The 21,049-nt window shown below is 52.2% G+C and carries 21 protein-coding genes; 9 read left to right on the forward strand and 12 right to left on the reverse strand.

Features of this window, described 5'->3' with window-relative positions; genetic code table 11:
- The first annotated feature begins 56 nt into the window (after nt 1-56).
- Nucleotides 57-563 (forward strand): cupin domain-containing protein, encoded by a 507-nt coding sequence (locus DFER_RS19585; protein ID WP_015813385.1) that lies wholly within the window; start codon nt 57-59, stop codon nt 561-563.
- Between the two features lie 15 nt (nt 564-578).
- Here the strand turns inward: DFER_RS19585 and ggt are convergent, their stop codons facing one another.
- Nucleotides 579-2,345 carry a gamma-glutamyltransferase gene (gene ggt / locus DFER_RS19590; protein ID WP_015813386.1) on the reverse strand — a complete coding sequence of 589 codons (1,767 nt, stop codon included), beginning with the start codon at nt 2,343-2,345 and terminating at the stop codon, nt 579-581.
- 123 nt (nt 2,346-2,468) lie between these two features.
- Between ggt and DFER_RS19595 the strand changes: the two genes are divergently transcribed.
- A complete protein-coding gene (locus tag DFER_RS19595) occupies nt 2,469-3,713 on the forward strand; it encodes an ABC transporter permease (RefSeq protein WP_015813387.1) in 1,245 nt (414 codons plus the stop codon).
- Nucleotides 3,714-3,776: 63 nt separating this feature from the next.
- Nucleotides 3,777-4,217: a DUF8785 domain-containing protein gene (locus DFER_RS19600; protein WP_015813388.1), complete on the forward strand. Its 441-nt coding sequence runs from the start codon at nt 3,777-3,779 to the stop codon at nt 4,215-4,217.
- Between the two features lie 13 nt (nt 4,218-4,230).
- On the opposite strand, the gene DFER_RS19605 is transcribed toward DFER_RS19600, so the two are convergent.
- Entirely contained in the window at nt 4,231-4,563 is a 333-nt protein-coding gene (locus DFER_RS19605; protein ID WP_015813389.1) for a translation initiation factor, read from the reverse strand.
- Between the two features lie 21 nt (nt 4,564-4,584).
- Nucleotides 4,585-5,460, reverse strand: coding sequence for a diacylglycerol/lipid kinase family protein (locus DFER_RS19610; RefSeq protein WP_015813390.1), 876 nt, complete (start codon nt 5,458-5,460; stop codon nt 4,585-4,587).
- Nucleotides 5,461-5,685: 225 nt separating this feature from the next.
- On the opposite strand from DFER_RS19610, the gene DFER_RS19615 reads away from it, so the two are divergent.
- Entirely contained in the window at nt 5,686-6,120 is a 435-nt protein-coding gene (locus tag DFER_RS19615) for a YybH family protein (protein ID WP_015813392.1), read from the forward strand.
- A gap of 54 nt (nt 6,121-6,174) precedes the next feature.
- Here DFER_RS19615 and DFER_RS19620 read toward each other — a convergent pair whose 3' ends face one another.
- Both DFER_RS19620 and meaB read right to left on the reverse strand, forming a co-directional pair.
- On the reverse strand, nt 6,175-6,651 hold the full coding sequence (locus DFER_RS19620) for a lipocalin-like domain-containing protein (RefSeq protein WP_015813393.1): 477 nt from the start codon (nt 6,649-6,651) through the stop codon (nt 6,175-6,177).
- Nucleotides 6,652-6,751: 100 nt separating this feature from the next.
- Entirely contained in the window at nt 6,752-7,765 is a 1,014-nt protein-coding gene (meaB, locus tag DFER_RS19625) for a methylmalonyl Co-A mutase-associated GTPase MeaB (protein ID WP_015813394.1), read from the reverse strand.
- A gap of 132 nt (nt 7,766-7,897) precedes the next feature.
- Between meaB and DFER_RS19630 the strand changes: the two genes are divergently transcribed.
- A complete protein-coding gene (locus DFER_RS19630) occupies nt 7,898-9,898 on the forward strand; it encodes a M1 family metallopeptidase (protein ID WP_015813395.1) in 2,001 nt (666 codons plus the stop codon).
- A gap of 74 nt (nt 9,899-9,972) precedes the next feature.
- Here DFER_RS19630 and DFER_RS19635 read toward each other — a convergent pair whose 3' ends face one another.
- The 5 genes from DFER_RS19635 to yihA all read right to left on the reverse strand — a co-directional run bounded on the left by DFER_RS19635 (nt 9,973) and on the right by yihA (nt 14,134).
- Nucleotides 9,973-10,917, reverse strand: coding sequence for a 3-oxoacyl-ACP synthase III family protein (locus DFER_RS19635; RefSeq protein WP_015813396.1), 945 nt, complete (start codon nt 10,915-10,917; stop codon nt 9,973-9,975).
- Between the two features lie 139 nt (nt 10,918-11,056).
- Nucleotides 11,057-12,160, reverse strand: a complete 1,104-nt coding sequence (locus DFER_RS19640) for a glycosyltransferase (protein WP_015813397.1) — start codon at nt 12,158-12,160, stop codon at nt 11,057-11,059.
- The gene (deoC, locus tag DFER_RS19645; protein ID WP_015813398.1) at nt 12,157-12,816 is read right to left on the reverse strand and encodes a deoxyribose-phosphate aldolase; all 660 of its coding nucleotides are present in this window, start codon (nt 12,814-12,816) and stop codon (nt 12,157-12,159) included. Before deoC ends, DFER_RS19640 begins: the two co-directional genes overlap by 4 nt.
- A 77-nt stretch (nt 12,817-12,893) precedes the next feature.
- Nucleotides 12,894-13,427: a DUF5606 family protein gene (locus DFER_RS19650; protein ID WP_015813399.1), complete on the reverse strand. Its 534-nt coding sequence runs from the start codon at nt 13,425-13,427 to the stop codon at nt 12,894-12,896.
- Between the two features lie 98 nt (nt 13,428-13,525).
- Nucleotides 13,526-14,134, reverse strand: coding sequence for a ribosome biogenesis GTP-binding protein YihA/YsxC (gene yihA / locus DFER_RS19655; protein ID WP_015813400.1), 609 nt, complete (start codon nt 14,132-14,134; stop codon nt 13,526-13,528).
- A gap of 153 nt (nt 14,135-14,287) precedes the next feature.
- On the opposite strand from yihA, the gene DFER_RS19660 reads away from it, so the two are divergent.
- Nucleotides 14,288-14,764, forward strand: a complete 477-nt coding sequence (locus DFER_RS19660) for a thioredoxin family protein (RefSeq protein WP_143828770.1) — start codon at nt 14,288-14,290, stop codon at nt 14,762-14,764.
- A 71-nt stretch (nt 14,765-14,835) separates the two neighbouring features.
- On the opposite strand, the gene gmd is transcribed toward DFER_RS19660, so the two are convergent.
- Complete coding sequence (gene gmd, locus DFER_RS19665; RefSeq protein WP_015813402.1) at nt 14,836-15,948, reverse strand: GDP-mannose 4,6-dehydratase; 1,113 nt, start codon at nt 15,946-15,948, stop codon at nt 14,836-14,838.
- Between the two features lie 75 nt (nt 15,949-16,023).
- Nucleotides 16,024-16,512 (reverse strand): SPOR domain-containing protein, encoded by a 489-nt coding sequence (locus DFER_RS19670; RefSeq protein ID WP_229206052.1) that lies wholly within the window; start codon nt 16,510-16,512, stop codon nt 16,024-16,026.
- Nucleotides 16,513-16,701: 189 nt separating this feature from the next.
- Between DFER_RS19670 and murB the strand changes: the two genes are divergently transcribed.
- From murB to DFER_RS19685, 3 genes are all read left to right on the forward strand, one after another.
- Nucleotides 16,702-17,718 carry a UDP-N-acetylmuramate dehydrogenase gene (gene murB, locus DFER_RS19675; RefSeq protein WP_015813404.1) on the forward strand — a complete coding sequence of 339 codons (1,017 nt, stop codon included), beginning with the start codon at nt 16,702-16,704 and terminating at the stop codon, nt 17,716-17,718.
- 7 nt (nt 17,719-17,725) lie between these two features.
- Nucleotides 17,726-18,958 carry a hypothetical protein gene (locus DFER_RS19680; protein WP_015813405.1) on the forward strand — a complete coding sequence of 411 codons (1,233 nt, stop codon included), beginning with the start codon at nt 17,726-17,728 and terminating at the stop codon, nt 18,956-18,958.
- Nucleotides 18,959-19,040: 82 nt separating this feature from the next.
- A complete protein-coding gene (locus tag DFER_RS19685; RefSeq protein ID WP_229206053.1) occupies nt 19,041-21,038 on the forward strand; it encodes a T9SS type A sorting domain-containing protein in 1,998 nt (665 codons plus the stop codon).
- Nucleotides 21,039-21,049: the final 11 nt, after the last annotated feature.

A 21,049-nucleotide genomic window follows, 5' to 3' on the forward strand; every position in this document is an offset into this window, starting at 1 on the left:
ATGGTAGATATTTCCATTTACGGATTACTTTGCGGTTGTATCTCAGCCGACGTTCGATGAAACCTGCTTCCTACTGGATTGAAAAATTAAATCTCCTGCCGCACCCTGAAGGCGGCTACTATGCCGAAACCTACTGGGCGCCCGAAACCATACCGCAGCATGCATTGCCCGCGCGTTTCGGCGGCGACAGGGCATTTTCCACCGGCATTTACTTCCTCCTCGAATCGCACAACTTCTCCGCATTTCACCGCATTCAGGCGGACGAAATGTGGCATTTCTATGCCGGGGAAGCATTAGAAGTATTTGTGATAGATGAAAAAACCGGGGAGCTGACCGTCATCCGGCTCGGCAACGATCCTGATAATGGCGAGACGTTCCAGGCCGTGGTGCCGGCAGGTGCGTGGTTCGGTTCACGGCCGGCGGCCGGCAGCTCGTACGCGCTTGTAGGCTGCACCGTAGCGCCCGGCTTCGATTTCGCCGATTTTGAAATGGCGGCATGCGATGCATTAACACAGCAATACCCGCAGCACGCCGCATTGATCGCCGGGCTTACGCATTGCTAACTATCTGTTTTTGAGCTAATAACCAATGCTGGTATCATCTCCGCGAGGATCGGAGCCGCCTTCGAGGGAGCCGTCGGGGAGGACGAGGATGCAGTCCATCCGGCCGATGGAATTACGCTGCTGTTCGAGGATGTAGCCCTTGCCCTGCAATTTCTGAATAGCCTCGGTGGAGAATGCGTTGGCTTCAAACGTGGTTTTATCCGGCAGCCATTGGTGGTGGAATTTCAAAGCGTTCACGGCCTGCTGCATCGTCATGCCATGTTCCAGCACGTTCAGGATGGTCTGGTACACCGAGGTGATGATCGTGGAGCCGCCGGGCGTTCCGACCACCATCAGTAATTTTCCATCCCGCTCGATGATCGTGGGCGTCATCGACGACAGCATCCGCTTGCCGGGCGCGATCGCATTGGCTTTATTGCCGATCAGCCCGTACATATTCGGAGCTCCGGCTTTTATGCTGAAATCGTCCATTTCATTGTTCATGAAAAATCCCCCGCCTTTGACCACCACGCGGCTTCCATAACCGCCGTTCAATGTGGTGGTCACTGATACCGCATTCCCTTCCTTGTCCACGACCGAAAAATGCGTGGTTTCCAGGCTCTCGTAGCCGGGTAGCTCGCCGCCGCGGATGTTTTTGCTGTCGGTGGCCTTGTCCCAGGAGAAATCAGCCCACCGGTTTTTAAGGTACTCGCTGCTGATGAGCTCGTTGATGGGCACTTTTACATAATCGGGGTCGCCGAGGAACTTGGCACGGTCGGCGTACACGCGGCGCTCCGCTTCGATCATCACCTGAATGGTGGAGTCGCTGTGCCAGCCCCATTGCCTCAGCGGGTGCTGCTCGGTGAGGCGCATGAGCTGCAGTAGCGCTACGCCCCCGCTCGACGGCGGCGCCATGGTGATCACCTTGTAGCCCTTGTAACCTTCGGTAATGGTTTCGCGCCATTGCGCGCGGTAGTCGGCAAGGTCCTGCTTGCTGATGATGCCTTCGTTGCTGCGGTTAATGTCTTTGACGAGCTGTTTGGCTACTTTTCCAGCATAGAAACCATCACGGCCTTTCTTTTGAATGCGTTTCAAAACTTTGGACAAGTCCTTCTGAACGAGCAGATCGCCCGCTGTCCAGTCCTTACCGGCCGGGTTGAGGAAGTACGACGAACCCGGATTGATGGCCAGCAGGTCGCTTTTAATCGCATTAAGGCTGCGTGCCTCGCGCTCGGTGAGTACTACCCCATTTGCGGCAATGTCGATGGCTGGCTGCAAAACCTGTTTCCAGCTTAGTTTACCAAATTTTGCATGCGCCTGCACCATTCCGTCCACCGATCCGGGCACGCCCGACGCGAGCCGGCCCAGCGTGCTGGACTCGGGAATGATATTGCCCGCTTTATCGAGATACATATCCGCATGGCTTTTGCCCGGCGCTTTCTCACGGAAATCGATGCTGTAACTTTTGCCGTCCTTGTCCCGCAACACCAAAAAACCGCCTCCGCCGATGTTACCGGCAGAAGGATGCACTACGGCTAATGCAAACTGCACCGCTACCGCCGCGTCCACGGCATTGCCGCCCGCTTTCAAAATATCCACGCCTACTTGAGACGCCACCGGATGTGCAGCCGCGACCATTCCATTGCGCGCGATCACGCCTTTGCGGTCGCTGAAAAACGGTTTCTGATTGGGATCGTCGGAAAGGAACTGGTAGAAGCCGGTGGATTCCCGGACGGGATTTTGGGCGTTGGAAATGCCGGAAAATGAGCCGGCCAGCAGCATTAACGCGTAATGTAATTTCATATAGGAGTGTCAGGTTAATGTTGTAATTTATTAAATCGAACCCTTTTTCTTACCTTTTATACCAATTTATTTCAGCGCATTAAGGCGATGCATTAACTTTTGAATTCAATTGTCCGTAACGTCATGATGAAGTTTTTACGACAGGTCTGGGAGAGTTTCCGCTTCGCCTCGGGAGCACTCAAATCCAATATCACCCGCACCATTCTATCGCTGCTTGGCGTAACGGTAGGGATATTTGCGATCGTGGCGGTTTTCACCATCGTCGACTCGCTCGAACGCAGCATCCGCGACAGCCTGAGCTTTATCGGCGACAAGGTGATTTATGTTCAAAAATGGCCATGGGGCTTCGGCGGTGAATACCAATGGTGGAAATACTTCCAATGGCCCGAGCCAACCTTTGCCGAATACAAATACCTGTACGACAACATGGAGAGTGCCAGCGCGGTGGCCATCATGGATTTCAGGGGCAGTACCACGCTCAAAAACGGCTCCAACAGCATTAATGCGATGATCCAGGGTGTGTCTTTTGAATACAACCTCATTTCCGATATTCCCGTACAGAACGGCCGCTATTTCATTCCGCTCGAAACCAACAATGCGCGGAACGTGGCCGTGGTGGGTGCCGACATTGCCGAATCCCTCTTTCCCGGCCAGGACCCCGTCGGGAAGCCGTTCAAGCTGTCGGGACATAAGTTTACGATCGTTGGCGTGCGGGAGAAAAAGGGTGAAAGCCTGGTTGATTTTGGCGGCAGTCCGGATAAAATCTGCATTATTCCGTTCTCTTCTTTTTCCAAATTGTTCCAATCCGGCCGCCGGAATGCGGACATTGTCGTGAAGGGCTTTCCTACCGACGAGGGGATGAAGGAAGTCGAAGCGGAGATTGTCGGGCTGATGCGCACCAAACGGGGCATAAAACCGCGGGAAGGCAATAATTTCTCGCTGAACCGCCCCGAGGCGGCAGCTCAGGCCATTTCCGGGCTGTTTGCGGTGCTAACCGTGGCCGGCTGGGTGATAGGAAGTTTTTCGATCCTGGTAGGCGGTTTCGGGATTGCGAACATCATGTTTGTATCTGTGAAAGAGCGCACGAACCTGATCGGCATTCAGAAATCGCTCGGTGCCAAAAACTATTCGATCCTCTTCCAGTTTTTGTTTGAAGCTGTGATGCTGAGCCTCGTAGGCGGCTTTGTGGGCATATTCCTGGTGTACTTGCTGACGTTCCTGAAACTCGGCTCGCTCGAAATACTGCTCACGCCGGGCAACATTTTGCTGGGTCTGGGTGTGTCGAGCATCATCGGGGTGCTCTCGGGCATTATTCCGGCGATGCTGGCTGCGCGAATGGACCCGGTGATCGCCATCCGCTCGAAATAATCACTAGGAAAAATCAAACCGTTTTGCGAAGTTCGCTTCTATCACCAACACTGATCGACTGTTATGCGTAAATGGGTCATTTTCGCCGTAGTTCTGGCCATCATATTCGGAGTTCTATACTATATCACTTTTGGATATTACAGTGAAGGAAAGCGCGGAGGATATGTGACCAGGCTCAGCAACCGGGGTTATTTATTCAAAACCTACGAAGGCGAGCTTCGGATGGGAGGGCTTTTCGAAGGCGACGGCACCATGAATTCCTCGCAATGGGTATTCTCGGTAAGCGGCAAGAACAAGGATGCAATCTCCAAGCTGGAAGATGCCATCAAAAACGGCCACCGGGTTTCTTTAACCTATGAAGAAAAATTCTTTAAACTGCCTTGGAACGGCGATACGAAGTTTTTTGTGACGGATGTGGAAGTGCTCGAAACCGGCCGGCCCGCAGGTCCTCCGCCTTCGGCATTGCCCGCCCCGACGGAAATTGATACAACCGAAACCTTATAACCAGAAGCCGGAGCTACCCTCCGGCTTTTTTGGCTTTATAACTCTTACCGGTCAGCCAGGTGATCACTTTGTCGCGATGATCGCCCTGGATCTGGATTTCGCCGTCTTTGACTGTTCCTCCGCTGCCGCAAAGGCCTTTTAACTGCTTGCCGAGCGTTTCGAGGTCGGCATTGTTGCCGATAAATCCCTTTACTACCGTAATCACCTTCCCGCCGCCTTTGCGGTCGAGCCAGATGCGGAGGTCCTGCTGTTGCGGTGCGAGTGTTTCGAGCTCGTCGTCCTGATCGTTGTATTCAAACTCCGGATTGGTGGAATACACAATGCCCGAGCGGTTTTTCTTCGACATAATATCAAATGTTAATGGAAGCTAAATGATCACCTGGATGCTTCCGGGCTTGATGCTGACTTCTATTTTCGTCGTGTCCAGTTGCAGCGGCTCGCCGTCGTAATGGATCATCGGCGGCGTATCGGTTTCCACCACCGCCTGCACGGCGCGCTGGTAGTCGATGTAAGTCGACTGTTTCAACTGCTTCGTAAACAGCCCGTACGCCAGCGCGGTGCCGTACCACTGCGGAAATGGGCTGATAGTGCAAATATCGAGCAGCCCATCCTGCAAGCTGGCCTGCGGCGCTACCCACGCATTATTCCCAAACTGGCCCGCATTGGCAAATGACAGCGAAAACGCCCGCTTCTCCACGCCGTTGAGGCGGAATGCCTGCGGTTTGTACGACCAATACGCTTTGAACGACACATTCACGTAAGTGGCAAGTCCCCGTGCTTTCTGCTGACTGAACAAATGCCCCACGTAAGCGTCAAAACCCATTCCGGCTGTGCAGAAGAAAGGAATGCCGTTGAGTTCGGCGCTGTCGATCGTGGTCGGTTTGCCTTCGAAAAGCCGTTTCAGCGCCGCGTCGAGCAGGAGTGGGAGGCCGAGGTGCCTGGCCAGGCCGTTTCCCGAGCCAAGCGGCAGAATGCCGATCGGAATGCCGCTGCCTACGAGGGGTTTGGCGATCTCATTCACCGTTCCATCGCCTCCAACGGCCACAATCGCCTTCCATTTCTCCGCATGCATGTGCTTGCGTACGAGCTCGGTGGCGTGTGCAGGCTCTTCCGTGAAGAGGATCTCTGCCGACGACCCGTTTTTTCCGGCCACTTCCTCGATCCGCTCACGCACGGTCCCGCTGTTTTTGCCGATCGACGTGCCCGAATTGGGATTTAATATAAAAAGATACGGATGCGTCACTGGTCAGGCAAAAAATAGGAACAGGATGAAGATAAAGACAATGATGAACAGGTAATACAAACCGTCGACGAAAGGATATTTCTGCCGGTCTAGTTTCTTGAAAATACTGTCGAACTTGCTCATACCTGCTGGATCAATGATATTTCGGCAAGGCATTTGGCTGCGGCGCCGATCTTTCAGCTATATTTAGAATCGTCTATTGCATTACAAAAATCCACAAAAAATATGAGAAACTGGCTTTTCACGCTCATTCTGATTGCTGTTGCCGTATCAGCGAAAGCGCAGTCCGCGGGCGACAAGGACCAAATCCTGGCAATTCTGCAGCGCCAGGAGGCCGATTGGAACAAGGGCGACATTAAGTCGTTCATGAACGGCTATTGGGAATCCGATTCGCTGATGTTTGTGGGGAAAGCCGGCATTACGTATGGTTACAAGCCTACTTATGAAGGTTATCTCAAACGCTATCCTGATCGTGCGACGATGGGCAAGCTGAAATTCACCTTCCTCAATTTCTCATTCCCCGGGGCGGGCGTGGCATTCGTGGTAGGGAAGTTTCATTTGACCCGTCCCGAAAAAGGCGATCTGGAAGGGCATTACACGCTTTTGTTCAAAAAGATCAAAGGCAAATGGCTGATCGTGTGCGATCACACGAGCGGATAACAAAACAGCCGGACTGAGAAGCCCGGCTGTTTTGTTTATCATACTTTAAGCATGCTATACTTTTTTGAATTTCAGCACAACGTCGATGGCTGGCGAGCCTGGAAGGACCGCAGCGTCGTCGACCGCTACTTCCAAATCCGAGCCATTCAGCGTGTATTTAAATGATTTGCTGTTGTTCGAACCATCTTTCAGGATCAGATTGCCGTCCTTGGTTTCCCATTTAGCGCCATTGATTGGTATCACGGTATTAATGAGTGTGACAGCAGTGGGGCAATCGGCCGTTGTGATGTTATAGTCGGTCTTGAATGTCAGTTTCAGGCTGTAAATGCATGGGACCAGTGCCGCGGGGTCAACCGGTAATGTAGCTCCGGGAGCTGGTGCAACGGCGGTAAGCTGCCACGTTGCTGCAATCGGATCGGTGCTGGCGGGTGGCGTTGGTTCTTCATCATCATCCTTACAAGCGAAAACAACGGAAAGGATCATCAGCATGGCTAGCAAGGACGACTTGCTGAGGGCGTAGGCTTTGTTCATAATTGTGGAAGTGAAAGAGTTGAGATCAATAGAATTGATTAGCGTTAGCTTCTAACGCTCAAACTTAGTGAAAAATGCTTTTACTGGGAATTTTTATGACTTAGCGGAAAATTTGGCCGTCGCCGCTTCCTGTGCGCAGAAAAAGAGCGATCAAATCCGCTGCGGCTTGTCCAGGCAGTTTTTCCCCGTTTTGCACGGCTTCGTCGGCCGACGGAATGTGTGTTTTAACCAATTCGTTTTCATAAAACAGTTCTTCCAGCGAATAGCGGATCTGTTCGCGCAGCCAGTCCACGCGCTGCGCCCGCCTGTTTGCGAGCAGGTAACCGCTCGCGGAGGTTTGGGCATGGTAACCGGAGATCAGGGTCCAGATCGGTTCCAGGCCCGTCGCTTCCAATGCAGAACACGCTACTACCCGGACGGGTACTTTCGATGGAGTTTCTGGCAAAAGGTGAATTGCTTTCCGGTATTCGGTTACGGCCTGGGCGGCGGCTTGCTCATTTCCATTGTCGGCCTTATTCACGGCCACGGCGTCCACCATTTCCATAATGCCCTTTTTGATGCCCTGTAATTCGTCGCCCGCGCCTGCGAGCATGAGGAGCAGGAAAAAGTCGGTCATGCCTTTCACGAGCGTTTCCGACTGGCCTACACCCACCGTTTCGACCAATATGATGTCGTAACCCGCCGCCTCGCAGAGCAGGATCGCCTCGCGCGTGTGCCGCGCCACGCCTCCGAGCGAGAGGTTGGTCGCCGAAGGCCGGATGTAGGCGTCGGGGTTGCGCGCAAGCCGTTCCATGCGCGTTTTATCCCCCAAAATACTCCCGCCCGATTGCTTGCTGCTGGGGTCCACCGCCAGCACGGCCACACGCTTGCTCAGCGACGTGAGATAGGTGCCGAATGCCTCGATGAATGTGCTTTTTCCCACACCGGGCACGCCGGTCACGCCAATGCGGATGGAGTTGCCGGTGTGTGGCAGGATTTTTTGGAGAACCTGGCCCGCCAATGCACGGTCGGCGGGAAGGCTGCTTTCCATGATGGTGATGGCGCGACTAAGCATGGCCCGGTCTCCTGCGAGCACACCTTTGGTATATGTTTCAACAGAGAGTCGCTGGCGCATGGGAAGGTGATTTTTGCGTTGGCAGACGAACGGCGTCGTCTGTCGCTAAAATGAAAGTTTTTGATTTAAAACAGGTGAAAAGGTGTATATTGCTCGTTTACAACCCAATATTTTCAATTTTTAATCATTATAATGAAAATTTCAGTATTTCGTCTGGGCGTCATTGCAATGAGCTGCCTGGGCTTCTTCAACAACACTATTGCACAGGAGGCGGAGAAGGTGAAATATGATCACCATGTCCTTTTTCATCCCCTGTTTAATTTCCAGCCGGGCAACGAATACCGGACGGGAAGCGGTGCTCCGGGGCCAAAGTACTGGCAAAACCGGGCCGATTACAAGATTAACGTTACGCTCGAAGAGGAAAAAGGCACTGTGAGCGGGGAGGTGGAGCTTACCTATAAAAACAATAGTCCCGAAAACCTGGAATTTATCTGGCTGCAACTCGACCAGAATGCATTCGGAAGCCATTCGAGAGGTGCGCAGACGACGCCGGTAACGGGCGGCCGTTTTGGCAACGCAGGTTTCGATGGAGGCGATTCCATTAAATCGGTAAGCGTGCAGCAAGGCAAAGGCTCGTTCGTGGATGCGGAATACAAAATCACCGACACCCGCATGCAGATCCGCCTCAAAACACCCATGAAAGGTAATGGCGATGTGATCAAAATCAAGCTGGCCTATTCATTCAAAATCCCCGAATACGGCTCCGACCGCATGGGAACGCTCGAAACCAAGAATGGTATCGTGTACGAAATGGCCCAATGGTATCCGCGCGTGGCTGTTTTCGACGACATCGAAGGCTGGAACCTGCTGCCCTACCTCGGCGCCGGCGAGTTTTACCTCGAATATGGCGATTTTGAATACAATGTAACTGTTCCCTGGGACCATATCGTGGTAGGTTCGGGCGAATTGCTCAATCCGAATGAAGTACTCACCGCCGAGCAGCGCAAAAGACTGGCTGACGCCGCAAAAAGCGACCAGACCGTCGTGATACGCAGCGCGGAGGAGGTGACCAACCCCAACACGCGGCCTAAGCAATCGGGCACGCTCACATGGCGCTTCCGCTGCTTGCAGGCGCGCGACATTGCCTGGGCAAGTTCCAAAGCATTTGTATGGGATGCGGCGCGGATGAACCTGCCGAAAGGCAAAACGGCACTGGCGCAGTCGGTGTACCCTGCCGAGGATGGCGGGCTGGAAGGCTGGGGCCGCTCTACGGAATATGTGAAGGGCTGTATCGAGTTTTATTCCAACTACATTCATGAATACACCTACCCCGTGGCGACCAACGTGGCCGGCATCGTGGGTGGTATGGAATACCCGGGCATTGTGTTCTGCAGCAGCAAAAGCCGCAAGGACGATTTGTGGGGCGTAACCGACCACGAGTTTGGTCACAACTGGTTCCCGATGATCGTTGGTAACAACGAGCGCAAATATGGATGGATGGATGAGGGTTTCAACACGTTCATCAACTTCCTTTCGAGCGATAACTTCAATAATGGCGAATACAAAACGACCCAGATGAACGATATGCACCGTCTGGCGCCGATTATCTTCCGCCCGAAAGCCGACCCGATCATGACGATCCCCGACGTGGTGCAGGCCGTAAACCTGGGCTGGGAAGCGTATTACAAGCCTGCTTTGGGCCTGAAAATGCTTCGGGAGCAGGTTTTAGGCAAAGAGCGCTTCGACTATGCGTTCAAAATTTACGTGCAGCGCTGGGCATTCAAGCATCCTACGCCTTACGACTTCTTCCGTACGATGGAGGACGCCGCCGGCGAAGACCTGGGCTGGTTCTGGAAAGGCTGGTTCTTCGAGAACTACAAGCTCGACCAGGCGGTGAAGCAGGTTGCCTACGTGGAGCAAAACCCGCAAAAAGGATCTTACATTACGATCGAGAACCTGGACCAGCTGGCGATGCCTGTGAAAGTGGATATCGAGGAAGTGAGCGGCAAAAAGACGCGCGTAGAACTGCCGGTGGAAGTATGGCAGCGCGGCGGTACGTGGACTTTTAAAGCGGCTACTCAGCAGCCAATCCGCTCGGTAACGATCGACCCGGACCGCAACCTTCCGGACATTAATCCTGAAAACAATGTGTGGAAACCGGCCTCATACAACTCCGAGCCCGATGTGAACTAGGCATTCAGAAATGCACAAAAAAACCTTCCGGCCAGAGCAGCCGGAAGGTTTTTTTTATTTTAATATTTTGAATATCAAATAGTAAGCAGCATTGCGCCGTAAGAATACCCGCCGCCGAACACGGTGATCACGATATTCTCTCCCTTTTTGAATTTATCCTTATTTTCCGAAAGGGCGATAGCGCAGCCTGCGCAGCCGGTATTTCCGAGGTATTGAATGTTCGAAATTAGTTTTTCGGCAGGAATACCCAGGGTGTTGATCACATTCAGGCTGATGCGGTGATTGGCCTGGTGCGGGATCAGATAATCGAGGTCGTTGATCGTCAGACCGCATTCCTGCAACACCTGCTGGCTCACTTTGGGCATGTACACGCATGCATTCTGGAACACATCGCGGCCGAATGGCATCACCACGCCGCGGTCGTTGGGCCTCAGCACCACCGCTTCGATCGCCTTGCCGCTGGTGGCCGCACCGCCGGTAATGAGCTTTTTGATCTGCATATCGCCCTCCGTTTGCCGTTCTTTGGAAATCAGCAGCGCCGAGGCGCCATCCCCCCACAAATGCCCGGAAACGGTATCCATCTCATTGTAATAGGCCGTATTGTGATCCGATACCACCACCAATGCCTTGGACGCCTTACCCATCGCAAAATAACCTTCCACGATCTCGATCGCGTTAAGGAGCGACGAGCAGGCCGAGGAAATGCTGACAACCGGAATGTCGGGGATTTGGAGCTGGTGCTGTACCGCGTGGGCCAGGGTTACGATCGTATCATAGGGCGTGTAAGTAGCGCCAACGATCAGATCTATCTCGTTTTTACTGTATGGAATGGTTTCAAGTAACGATTCGACGGCCCGGATGGCCATGGTCGAGGTATTTTCGTCTGCTGATGCTTTACGTCTTTCTGAGATTCCCGTTCTTTCTACGATCCACTCGTTGGATAGGTTGTTGAGATTTGTAAAATATTCATTACCAATAACTTCGCTTGGCAGATAATGACTAACCGTATTAATATACATGATTGAGAAGTTGACTTCGCAAGCTACAATTCTTTTCGATTCCGAAAGTTAAATATTTCGTAGAAATCGTAGTACTTGATATTTGAACAATTCAATAATAAACTTATAAAATTATACTGTGTGTTTTTGGATGTTTGGGTTAACTGATGAGTATGTTGTTGTAAAATGCCAGCAACAGCTTTTCTTCCGAGGCCCAGTTGTATACCGTTTCCGCTGCCTTCCGCGCATTGCGGCCCATTTCGTGTCGTAAACTTCCATTATTCATGCATTGTTCGAGCGCGTAGCACAGGGCGTCGGCGTCGTAAGGTGAAATGCAGAAACCGCAGGCGGCTTGCCCGACAATTTGCTTGTATAATGGGAAGTCGGAGGTAATCAGCGGCAATTTTAATGCCATATACTCGAACAGCTTCGTCGGAAGCGATTCGGGATAATCCGCAACTGGTTTCAGCAGGGCAATGCCCGCCACCGCCCGCGCGGCCACACGCATGGCAATTTTCTGATCGGTGTAACCGTGGAATGTGATATGGCCGGCAACCTGCTGATAACCCGGAAGGCTCTTCAATGCGGTGCTGCTCACGCGCACCGGGCCGAAAAGATGCAGGTGGAAATCGGCGTAGCCGCTTTTCAGCCTGGCCAGCGCCTCGATCATCGTGTCGAGGCAACGCTCCATCGAAACAACTCCCAAATAGAAAAATTCCGGCCTCTGCACGGGCACGGCCTCGTTTCCGAGCGCATCGATCACCGGCAATGACACATAGTTATGGATTACGACGGAAGATTTAGCCAGGTCCGTATATTCTTCGAGATAGGCATCGTCCGTGAAAATGCAATGGAACTTCCTCCGCGCCAGTTTATCGAAGAATTTGAAAAGTACCCTGAATATCAGACTGTTGTTATAAGTTTTAATGGCAAACTTCTTGAACAGGTTCTCCTGAACTTCATAAATCACCCGCGCACCAATGCATTGAAACAGGAGCGCCAGGGGAATGAGCTCGGGCACGAAAATGTGGACAATGTGCGGCCTCAGCATCAGGCATTTCACCAACGCCACGGGATGTGCAAAAAGTAACCTGGGAAGCAGCCTTTCAAACCGCGGCAGGCTGATCAGCCTTTTTTCGGAGGCATACAGCTGCGGCAATGCACAAAACACCTCGTAGCCGCTACGCAGCGAAGGGACGATTTTGTACATGATGCGCGAGTCCGTCGCCGGATGCACGGTGCTGATCAGCAACACGCGTTTCATGCGCCGGTCACGATCGCAACGCCCGATGATGTACCAATGCGCGCCGCGCCCGCGTCGATCATCGCGATGGCCTGCTCGTACGTTTTAATCCCGCCCGAAGCTTTGATTTTCACTTCCGGAGGAAGAATGCTGCGCATTTTTCGCACGATTTCCACATCGGCGCCGGCAGGGGCAAAGCCCGTGGAGGTTTTGACAAAATCGGCTTTCGCTTCGGCGCAGATTTCGCAGGCGGTGTAAAGGTCGAAAGCATCGAGGTAAGCCGTTTCGATGATCACTTTCAGCAAGGCGTTCCGCTCGTGGGCTATGTCGGCAAGCTGCCGGAGTTCCTCGCGGATGCTCAGATAGGCCATTGATTTGAACTGCGCCAGGTTCATGACCACATCCAGCTCGGTAGCACCATATTGCAGGGCTTCGCGTGCTTCGGCTAACTTTGTGGCCGTCGTGGAATAGCCCATCGGAAAGCCGATCACCGTGGCGACCTCGATCTTAATGGGGCAGAATTCCAGCATTTCCATCACGTAAGGCACGTAAACGGGCGGCACGCACACCGCTTTAAACTGGTGTATCCAAGCTTCCTCGCAGATTTTGCGGATGGCGGTTTCGCTGGCTGTCGGACTGAGCAGCGTGTGGTCGATGTAGGAGGAGAGGTTTTCCATTCAGTGTGTTGACGAATCGGTTTAAAAAGTAAAAACCCCGCCGGCAAAGGCAGGGTTTTATATGTTGACGGGCATTGTTATGCCTTGCTTTTTTCCTTTTTCGCAGCCTTTTTAGCAGGCTCTTCCTTTGCTTCCGCTTCTTCTGCAACCGGCTCCGCTACGGGTTCCGCTTCGCCTTCCGATGCTGCAAATGCCTCAGGAATGTATTTTGAAAGCAGGTTATACCAGGTAATGACCTTCTTGATGTCTGAAACATACACTTTTGAGCGGTCGAACTCAGGAAGTACCTCAGCAAGAAACTCGATCAGCTCTTTGTCCGACGAGGTTTTAACAGCCAGTTTCACTTCTTCGCCGTGCACTTCGCGGATTTTCAGGAACACCTCCGACAGGGCAACGGATTCCTCTGCGCCATCTGTAAAGATTGAAACGTCTTTCAGCACCGATACGCGCGCCGTTGGGCCGATCAGCGTTTTTTCACGTTTCTCATCCAGGCCTTCTACGATTACACCCGCACGGCTGGGTTTCAGAATGCGGAACAACCCTGGTTTTCCAGATACGTTGGCTACTTCTTTCAGCAATTCCATTCCTGTTGACTCTACTTTTTCACTCATCCTTTCTTACTATGGTTATATCTTGATGTTAATGTTGGATGCGGCAATCAATTTTTGCGCAAAATAACGGAAAGATTGCCCGCGAAACAACCGATATCCTATTTTGTCTTCACAAACGACTGATTATAAGTTTCTATTGCCGTCAGAATGGGCTCGCGGCCTTCATTTTTCTCCGCCGACGTTACGTACATTTCGGGCACTTCTTCCCAAAGTTCCGCCATTTTACGCTTGTAAGCCTCCACCTGGCTGGCTACCTGGGCCGGTTTGAGTTTGTCGGCTTTGGTAAAAATAATTTCAAACGGAATGCCCGCTTCGCCAAGAGCGGCCATAAAGTTCAGGTCGACGGCCATGGCGCTGTGGCGGACGTCCACCAGCACGAACGTGCAAATAAGGTTTTCGCGGTAATGCAGGTAATCGTGGATCATTTTTTCCCATTTTTCGCGCTCAACCTTGCTTACTTTGGCATAGCCGTAGCCAGGCAAATCGACGAGGTACCACGCGTCATCGATGATGAAATGGTTGATCATCTGCGTTTTTCCAGGCTGCTGCGACGTTTTTGCCAGGGCTTTTTTGCTAGTCAGCATGTTAATCAGCGACGATTTACCCACATTGGAACGGCCGATGAATGCATATTCGGGAAGGACGGGCTCCGGGCATTTCTGGTAATCGGAGTTACTCATCACGTATCTGGCTTCCTGAACTTTCATGATTATCTGGTGTTAATGAAGTTGCGAAGTTACCCTTTTTGCGCTTCTGATCCGCAAATCGCTGTGGAATAGCCGTGGAGGCCATGATTGTGTAAAATAAAACAAAGGCTTATTTTCGTTAATGCATTATCAAATCATAAAATGTCGTTGAAAATGAAAAGTTTGAAGAATCTCGGATTTGCAATGGCTGCGCTGATGCTCGCCATGTCGGTTGCAACGGCCGGGGAAGGGGATAAAAAAGCCACCGCTGCGTCGACAATCGCAGCCGATAAAGGCATTCAGTTCACGGAAGCCAAGTGGGCGGAAATTTTGAAGCAAGCCAAAAAGGAGAACAAGCTGATCTTCCTCGACGCTTATACTACCTGGTGCGGCCCGTGCAAGCTTTTGCAAAAGAACGTCTTCACACGCGACGACGTCGCCGCGACTTTCAATGGTAATTTCATCAATGTGAAAATAGACATGGAGAGCGGCGAAGGTCCGGCGCTAACCAAAAAATATCCGATAGAAGGTTATCCCACCTTGTTTTTCATTAATTCAAAAGGCAAAGTGGTGAAACAGCTGCTGGGCTACCAGCAGCCTGCCGACCTGATCAAGGCGGCCAAGGCGGTGCAGAAGGGGCCAACTAGCTAATCGGTTTAAGATATAAATGCAAAAACCCCGCGGAACTGCTCCACGGGGTTTTTTATGTGTTTTGCAAAATCTTATTCGTAGTAGTTTGGAACGCGGTGGCCGCTGCTTTCCAGCAAACGGTCCTTGCGGAACAGCTGCACGTCGGCCGCAACCATGTCGTTCACGAGCGCTTTGAGGTCGTATTTCGGTTTCCAGCCCAATTTCTCCATGGATTTCGTTGGATCGCCGATCAGCAATTCCACTTCGGTCGGACGGAAGTAACGTGGGTCAACCGCCACTACTTCTTTGCCGACTTCCACCTGGAACTCGGGATTATTGCATTTTACGACCTTCGCGATTTCGTTCACGCCTTCTCCTGTGAATTCGACTTCAATGCCTACTTCGGCAAATGCCATTCTCACGAACTCGCGGATGCGCGTGGTAACACCCGTCGCAATCACGAAATCCTCCGGTGTTTCCTGTTGCAGAATGAGCCACATGGCTTCCACGAAGTCTTTTGCGTGGCCCCAGTCGCGCTGCGCGTCGAGGTTACCGAGGAACACTTTATCCTGCAAGCCCAATGCGATACGGGCAACGGCGCGGGTGATTTTGCGTGTTACGAAAGTTTCACCACGCAAAGGAGATTCGTGGTTGAACAAAATCCCGTTCACCGCAAACATATTATACGCCTCGCGGTAGTTGACAGTGATCCAGTAACCATAAAGCTTGGCCACTGCATACGGGGAGCGGGGATAAAACGGCGTACGCTCCGATTGCGGCACTTCCTGCACCAATCCGTACAGTTCGGAAGTAGATGCCTGGTATATTTTGGTTTTTTCGGTAAGCCCCAGCAAACGAACGGCTTCGAGGATGCGGAGCGTTCCGATGCCGTCGACGTTGGCAGTGTATTCAGGTTCTTCGAAACTTACCTGCACGTGCGACATGGCGCCGAGGTTATATATCTCGTCGGGCTGCACTTCCTGGATGATCCGGATGATGTTCGTCGAATCGCTCAGGTCGCCGTAATGAAGGTGAAAGCGCACGTTTTTCTCATGCGGGTCTTCGTAAATATGGTCGATCCGCTGGGTGTTGAACAACGAACTGCGGCGTTTGATACCATGTACCTCGTATCCCTTGCTCAAAAGGAGCTCGGCCAAATAGGAGCCATCCTGGCCGGTGATCCCTGTAATTAGCGCTTTCTTCATTCTGTTTTGGTAGTATGTATATGTGGATAATGTTATCCGGTTAAAAAGTAATTACAAATAAAATCGGGCGGCCTGCTAGTTATGGTCCCCGGCGGGGTTTACCAGAAGGCTCCGTTTGATATCCACCCTGTCGGCGAGGATCACCGCGGAGGCATATTGCTCACGGATCAGATCGAGATATTGCTCGGCGTCGCTCCGGTACATGAAATCGCCCACCTTCACGCGGTAGGTCGGCTGGGTGTACGAAACGTAGGGATTGAGATCCGGAAAGGCCTGGTAAATATAGGACTTGGCACCATCCGCTTCCTGCCGCACGTTACCCACATATATCTGGATTCTAAATCCATTGATATAGCGGATCGACTTGTTTTGCTTCGCCAGCGTATCCAGTGCCGATTCGAGCTTCTTATTGACATACAGCGGCTTATCAGCGCTGGGTTTCGGAGTGTTGCCGCTTCCGGCAGGTGCTGCGGGTTCTGCACGGGTTACGACGGCCGGTTCTACATATTCGTAGCGCGGGCGCACGGACGACAGGTCTTCCTTGTATTCGGAACCTGAGCTCACTACCGACTTTTTGCTACAACCCGAAATCAAAATGATACCAAGATGCAGAGCCCATAAAAATTTCTTTTTTAGCGTCATATCCTGAACCATTGTAACTGAGCCCACAAACTTAATCAAAATTGGATGAATCACCATACCAGTTATTTTTGAATGTAATACCTAACTTTACCAGGTTTATTCCCGATTTCAATGCAAGTACAATCCAACGTTTCACTCCGCGATCTCAATACATTCGGGCTTGATGCCGATGCCCGGTTTTTTATCAATGTGCGGTCTGTTGAAGAATTGACAGCCATTTTGCGCGATCCTGAATGGAAGAACTTTCCCAAATTCATCCTTGGCGGCGGCAGCAATATCCTGCTCACAAAGGATATTGATGCGCTGGTGATCCATCCCGATATCAAGGGTATTACTATTGTGGAGGAAACTGAGGAAACGGTTGTACTGGAAGTGGGTGCCGGCGAGGTTTGGCACGATTTCGTCATGCATTGTGTGGACAAAGGCTATGGCGGTGTGGAAAACCTCTCGCTCATTCCCGGAACAGTGGGCGCGGCGCCAATGCAAAACATCGGGGCTTATGGTGTCGAGATCAGGAGCGTGATCGTTTCCGTAGAAGCGGTGGATATCGAAACCGGCGAGATACGTGTTTTCAGCAACGCAGAATGCGAATTCGGCTATCGCGAAAGCGTTTTTAAAAAAGCATTGAAAAACAAATACGTGATTACCGGCGCCACTTTCAGGCTCAGCAAACAGCCCGTGCTGAATGCGGCTTACGGCGACGTGCAGAAGACCTTGCAGGAAATGGGCGCCGATAATCCCACGATCCGCGACATCAGCGCGGCGATCATGCAGATCCGCCGCAGCAAACTGCCCGATCCGGCGGAAATCGGGAACGCAGGTAGTTTTTTCAAGAACCCCGAAATACCGGTTGCGCAGTTTGCATCACTTCATGAAATGCACCCGGAAGTGCCCGGCTATCCCGTGGACGCCGAAACCGTGAAGGTGCCGGCCGGCTGGCTGATCGAACAGGCAGGCTGGAAGGGTTACCGCGAGGGGGCGATCGGCGTGCATGCGCGGCAGGCGCTCGTGCTGGTCAATTATGGCGGCGGTACGGGGGCGGAGATCAAGGCATTATCAGAGAAAATTCAGGCGTCGGTGGCCGAAAAGTTCGGCATCCGGCTCAATGCAGAAGTCAATTTTATTTAGCAGCACTATGCACCGCAAAAAGTTATATACCTCATTAGCCCTTCTTGTAGTATTCATCCTAGTTTTTTTCCTGAAAGAGCGGTTTACCGTCGATCCTTACCAGGATGAGCACCACTATGTGCCTACGGCCGAGCTGTTCAGCACTGAGCCCATTCCCTCGCTGCACCTGCTTCAAACTTACAATGAGCTGAATACGCCTATTCCGTTCATTCTCGGGGGCTGGGTGATCAATGTGTTCGGGAATGACATTCAAAACCTGCGCTTGCTTACGGCATTCACGAGTTTTGCATTGCTGATGCTTTTCGTTTGGTACAGCCCCGGGCGTACGAAGCGTTTCTGGCTCTGTCTGGGCGGTTTGCTGATTTTCCCTAATTATTACCTGGTGAGTGTTTACTACTACACCGATATTTTTGCGATGGTGTTCACGCTCGGCGGTGTGATCGCCTACCTGCGGAAATGGCATTGGGTGGGTTTCCTCTCGCTGGCTGCGGCGGTGTGCTGCCGGCAGTACATGCTGGCTTTTCCCGCCGCGATCCTGGCTTATGAAGTGTTCCGCAATGTAAAATGGAGCGCCAATCCGGTAGCGGTGGTGAAGAGCGTATTTTCGGATACGGCCTGGATATGGTATGCGCTGGCGGTGCTGACGATCGTTCCGTGGGTGCTTATCTGGCAAGGCCCCGCGCCGGCATCGGTAATGGCCGACCAGCATTACGATTCCGACAAGTTGGTGCAGTACAATTTCGGCTACCTGATGTACGCCTCGGCGGTGGTGGCGGTGTACTATATCCTGCCCGAAACGCTCGTGACCCGCCGCTTTTCACATTACCTGACCTACCCGCGCAAGCATCCGGTGATGTTCGCGTCGTTTTTAGCGATCATCGCCGTTATCATCGCGTTTTTTCCTGCCAAACAGGCCTATAACCCATATTTTACATGGCCATATCTAGGTTATGTGGATGAGCTGCTGATGAAGATCGGTATCGCCGGATTGCTGAAACAGATCGTTTTCGGCGCATTGGCGTTGGTGACGCTCGTTCGTTTTATAGCTCCGCGTTTCAACCTGGCGGCGTGGGTTTACCTGCTCAATGTGCTGCTGCTCGGTAAGGCACAATTGTCGTGGGATAAATATTCCCTGCCGATGATCATGGTTTTGTGGTTCCTGGCCATGTACGACGAGCATTGGCTGCCATCGGGGACGCGTACCGAAAACGAACCCGAGGCATTGAATGTGAAATACTAAAGAGTATATTTAGCCATTAGCAAACAGCTTTCTTAATGCAATGAATTTTACACACTTAAGGCCCTTATTTTTCTGCTTTTTCATGAGCTGCATGATCGCCAGCGCACAGGCCCAGCGATTCTATTCCGTGGTTTTCGACAAGTTGCCGAAGGACATGCAGCTTTATGCGCGTGCCGACGATAACCTGGCCGATGTGCCCATTTCCGGCAGGATCGAACTCGAAGGCTGGGACCATATGTCGGTGGTAGTTTTGAGAAACAACGAGCGTGTCGGTTACCAGCGGTCGGCCATCAACTATGGCGGCAAAACGACCGGTTCTTTCAGCCTCACGCCGAAGATCAAGGCGGAAATGGCGGATTACTCGTTCGAAGTGTATGCCTGCCACGAAGCCGATTCGGTACAGATTGTCCGGCGGAATGAAGTGGTAGCGGGCGATTTTTACGTGATCAGCGGGCAGTCCAATGCATCGGCCACGATATTTGGCGCGTGGTCGAGCAAATATGCCCGCACGATCGCGCGGGTACCGGACGCCGAACCTTCCATATTGCCCGGCGATACGCTGTGGACTGCCGCGGCGTGGTCGTGGACATACGTGGGGGCGTGGGGGCTGGAAATGCAGCGCACCATCCTGGAACGCGACAGCATTCCTACCTGTGTGATTAATGGATCGCTTCCCGGTGCGAAACTGAGTGAATTTTTGAAAAGAAACCCGCAGGACTCTTCCAGCTTCTCGCTTTACGGCGGTTTGGTCAAAAGGGTTCGCGTGGCTAATCCGGCCCGCATCCGGGCGTTCATCTGGATGCATGGCGAGCAGGAAGTGTTCGAGAATATCGGCAGCTATGCCGAGCAATACGACGAGCTGTACAAGCATTGGGTCCACGATTATCCGGAAGTAGAGCAGTTTGTGGTCGTTCAGTCGAACCTCATCATCCTGCGCAACGACATTCAAAACCCGGTCGGCGGCTCGGTACGTGATTTTTTACGGAGAACAAGGTATTTATATCCCAAAACAGACCATTTCGCAGCGATCGGCACGCCTGGCTATGACGCCGTGCATTACAGCAGGGCGGGTTTCGAGGAGTTTGGCCGCCGGATGTACCGCTTTTTGGCCCCCACGGTCTACGGCTCGAAAGACACCGATAATGTGAGGTGCCCGGACATTAAAAAGGCGTTTTACACCAATGCGGAGAAAAAGGAGATTACCCTCGTTTTTGAGGAAGGCCAGGACTTGAAGTGGCCCGCCGATTCGACGGTGACAGGCCAGGACGGCAAACCGCTCGTGCTAAGCCTTAAAAACTTCTTTTTCCTCGACGGTGACGAAAAGAAGGCTCCTTTTTCGGCAGGAAAAGCCGAAGGTAACCAGGTAACGTTGACGCTGAAAGAACCGTCCACTGCGACAAAACTAAGCTACCTGCCTTCTTTTTACCCAGAAAACCTTCCGTTGATTGAACCGTTTTCATTCAACATCGCGGTCTTTACCGGTCCTTATTTGCGCAACAAGCGCGGGTTGGGCGCATTCTCCTTCGATAACGTAGGCATCGGCGTGCGACTGGCTAATGTGGAATTATCGACTAACCGGACATTCAACTCCGTGATTGTATCGTGGAAAGCGGTGGAAGGAGCGAAAAGTTACGTGCTCGAAAAGAAAACTGCCGATAATGCGTCTTACGAGCCATTGAAAACCCTCGATGCCAATACATTGCTTTTCGAGGATAAGGATGTGGAAATCAATGCGGCCTACACGTATCGCATTCAGGCCGTGAGCGACGTTTCCGAATCGCCTTATGCGACGGCGCGCGTGGAGCTGACGCCGATTTTGGGCGTAGAGCAAAACGGACAGGAACTGAGCTGGCAGATTTACCCCAACCCGGTTGATGATATACTGAAAGTAGGCTTCAAAAACCCGGAATCCGGCGTGATCCAGGTATTTAATGCCTCCGGTCAATCGAAAGTGCGCTCGGCTTACCGGGCCGCCAAAGACTGGGAAATGAATATCTCCAAATGGCCGGCAGGCACTTATCTCTTGCAGGTGGAGCAAAAGAACGGCTTTAAGGCTACGCAGAAGTTTATTAAGCGATAGTCTTACTGCGA

Source organism: Dyadobacter fermentans DSM 18053 (genome assembly GCF_000023125.1).
Lineage (GTDB): Bacteria > Bacteroidota > Bacteroidia > Cytophagales > Spirosomataceae > Dyadobacter > Dyadobacter fermentans.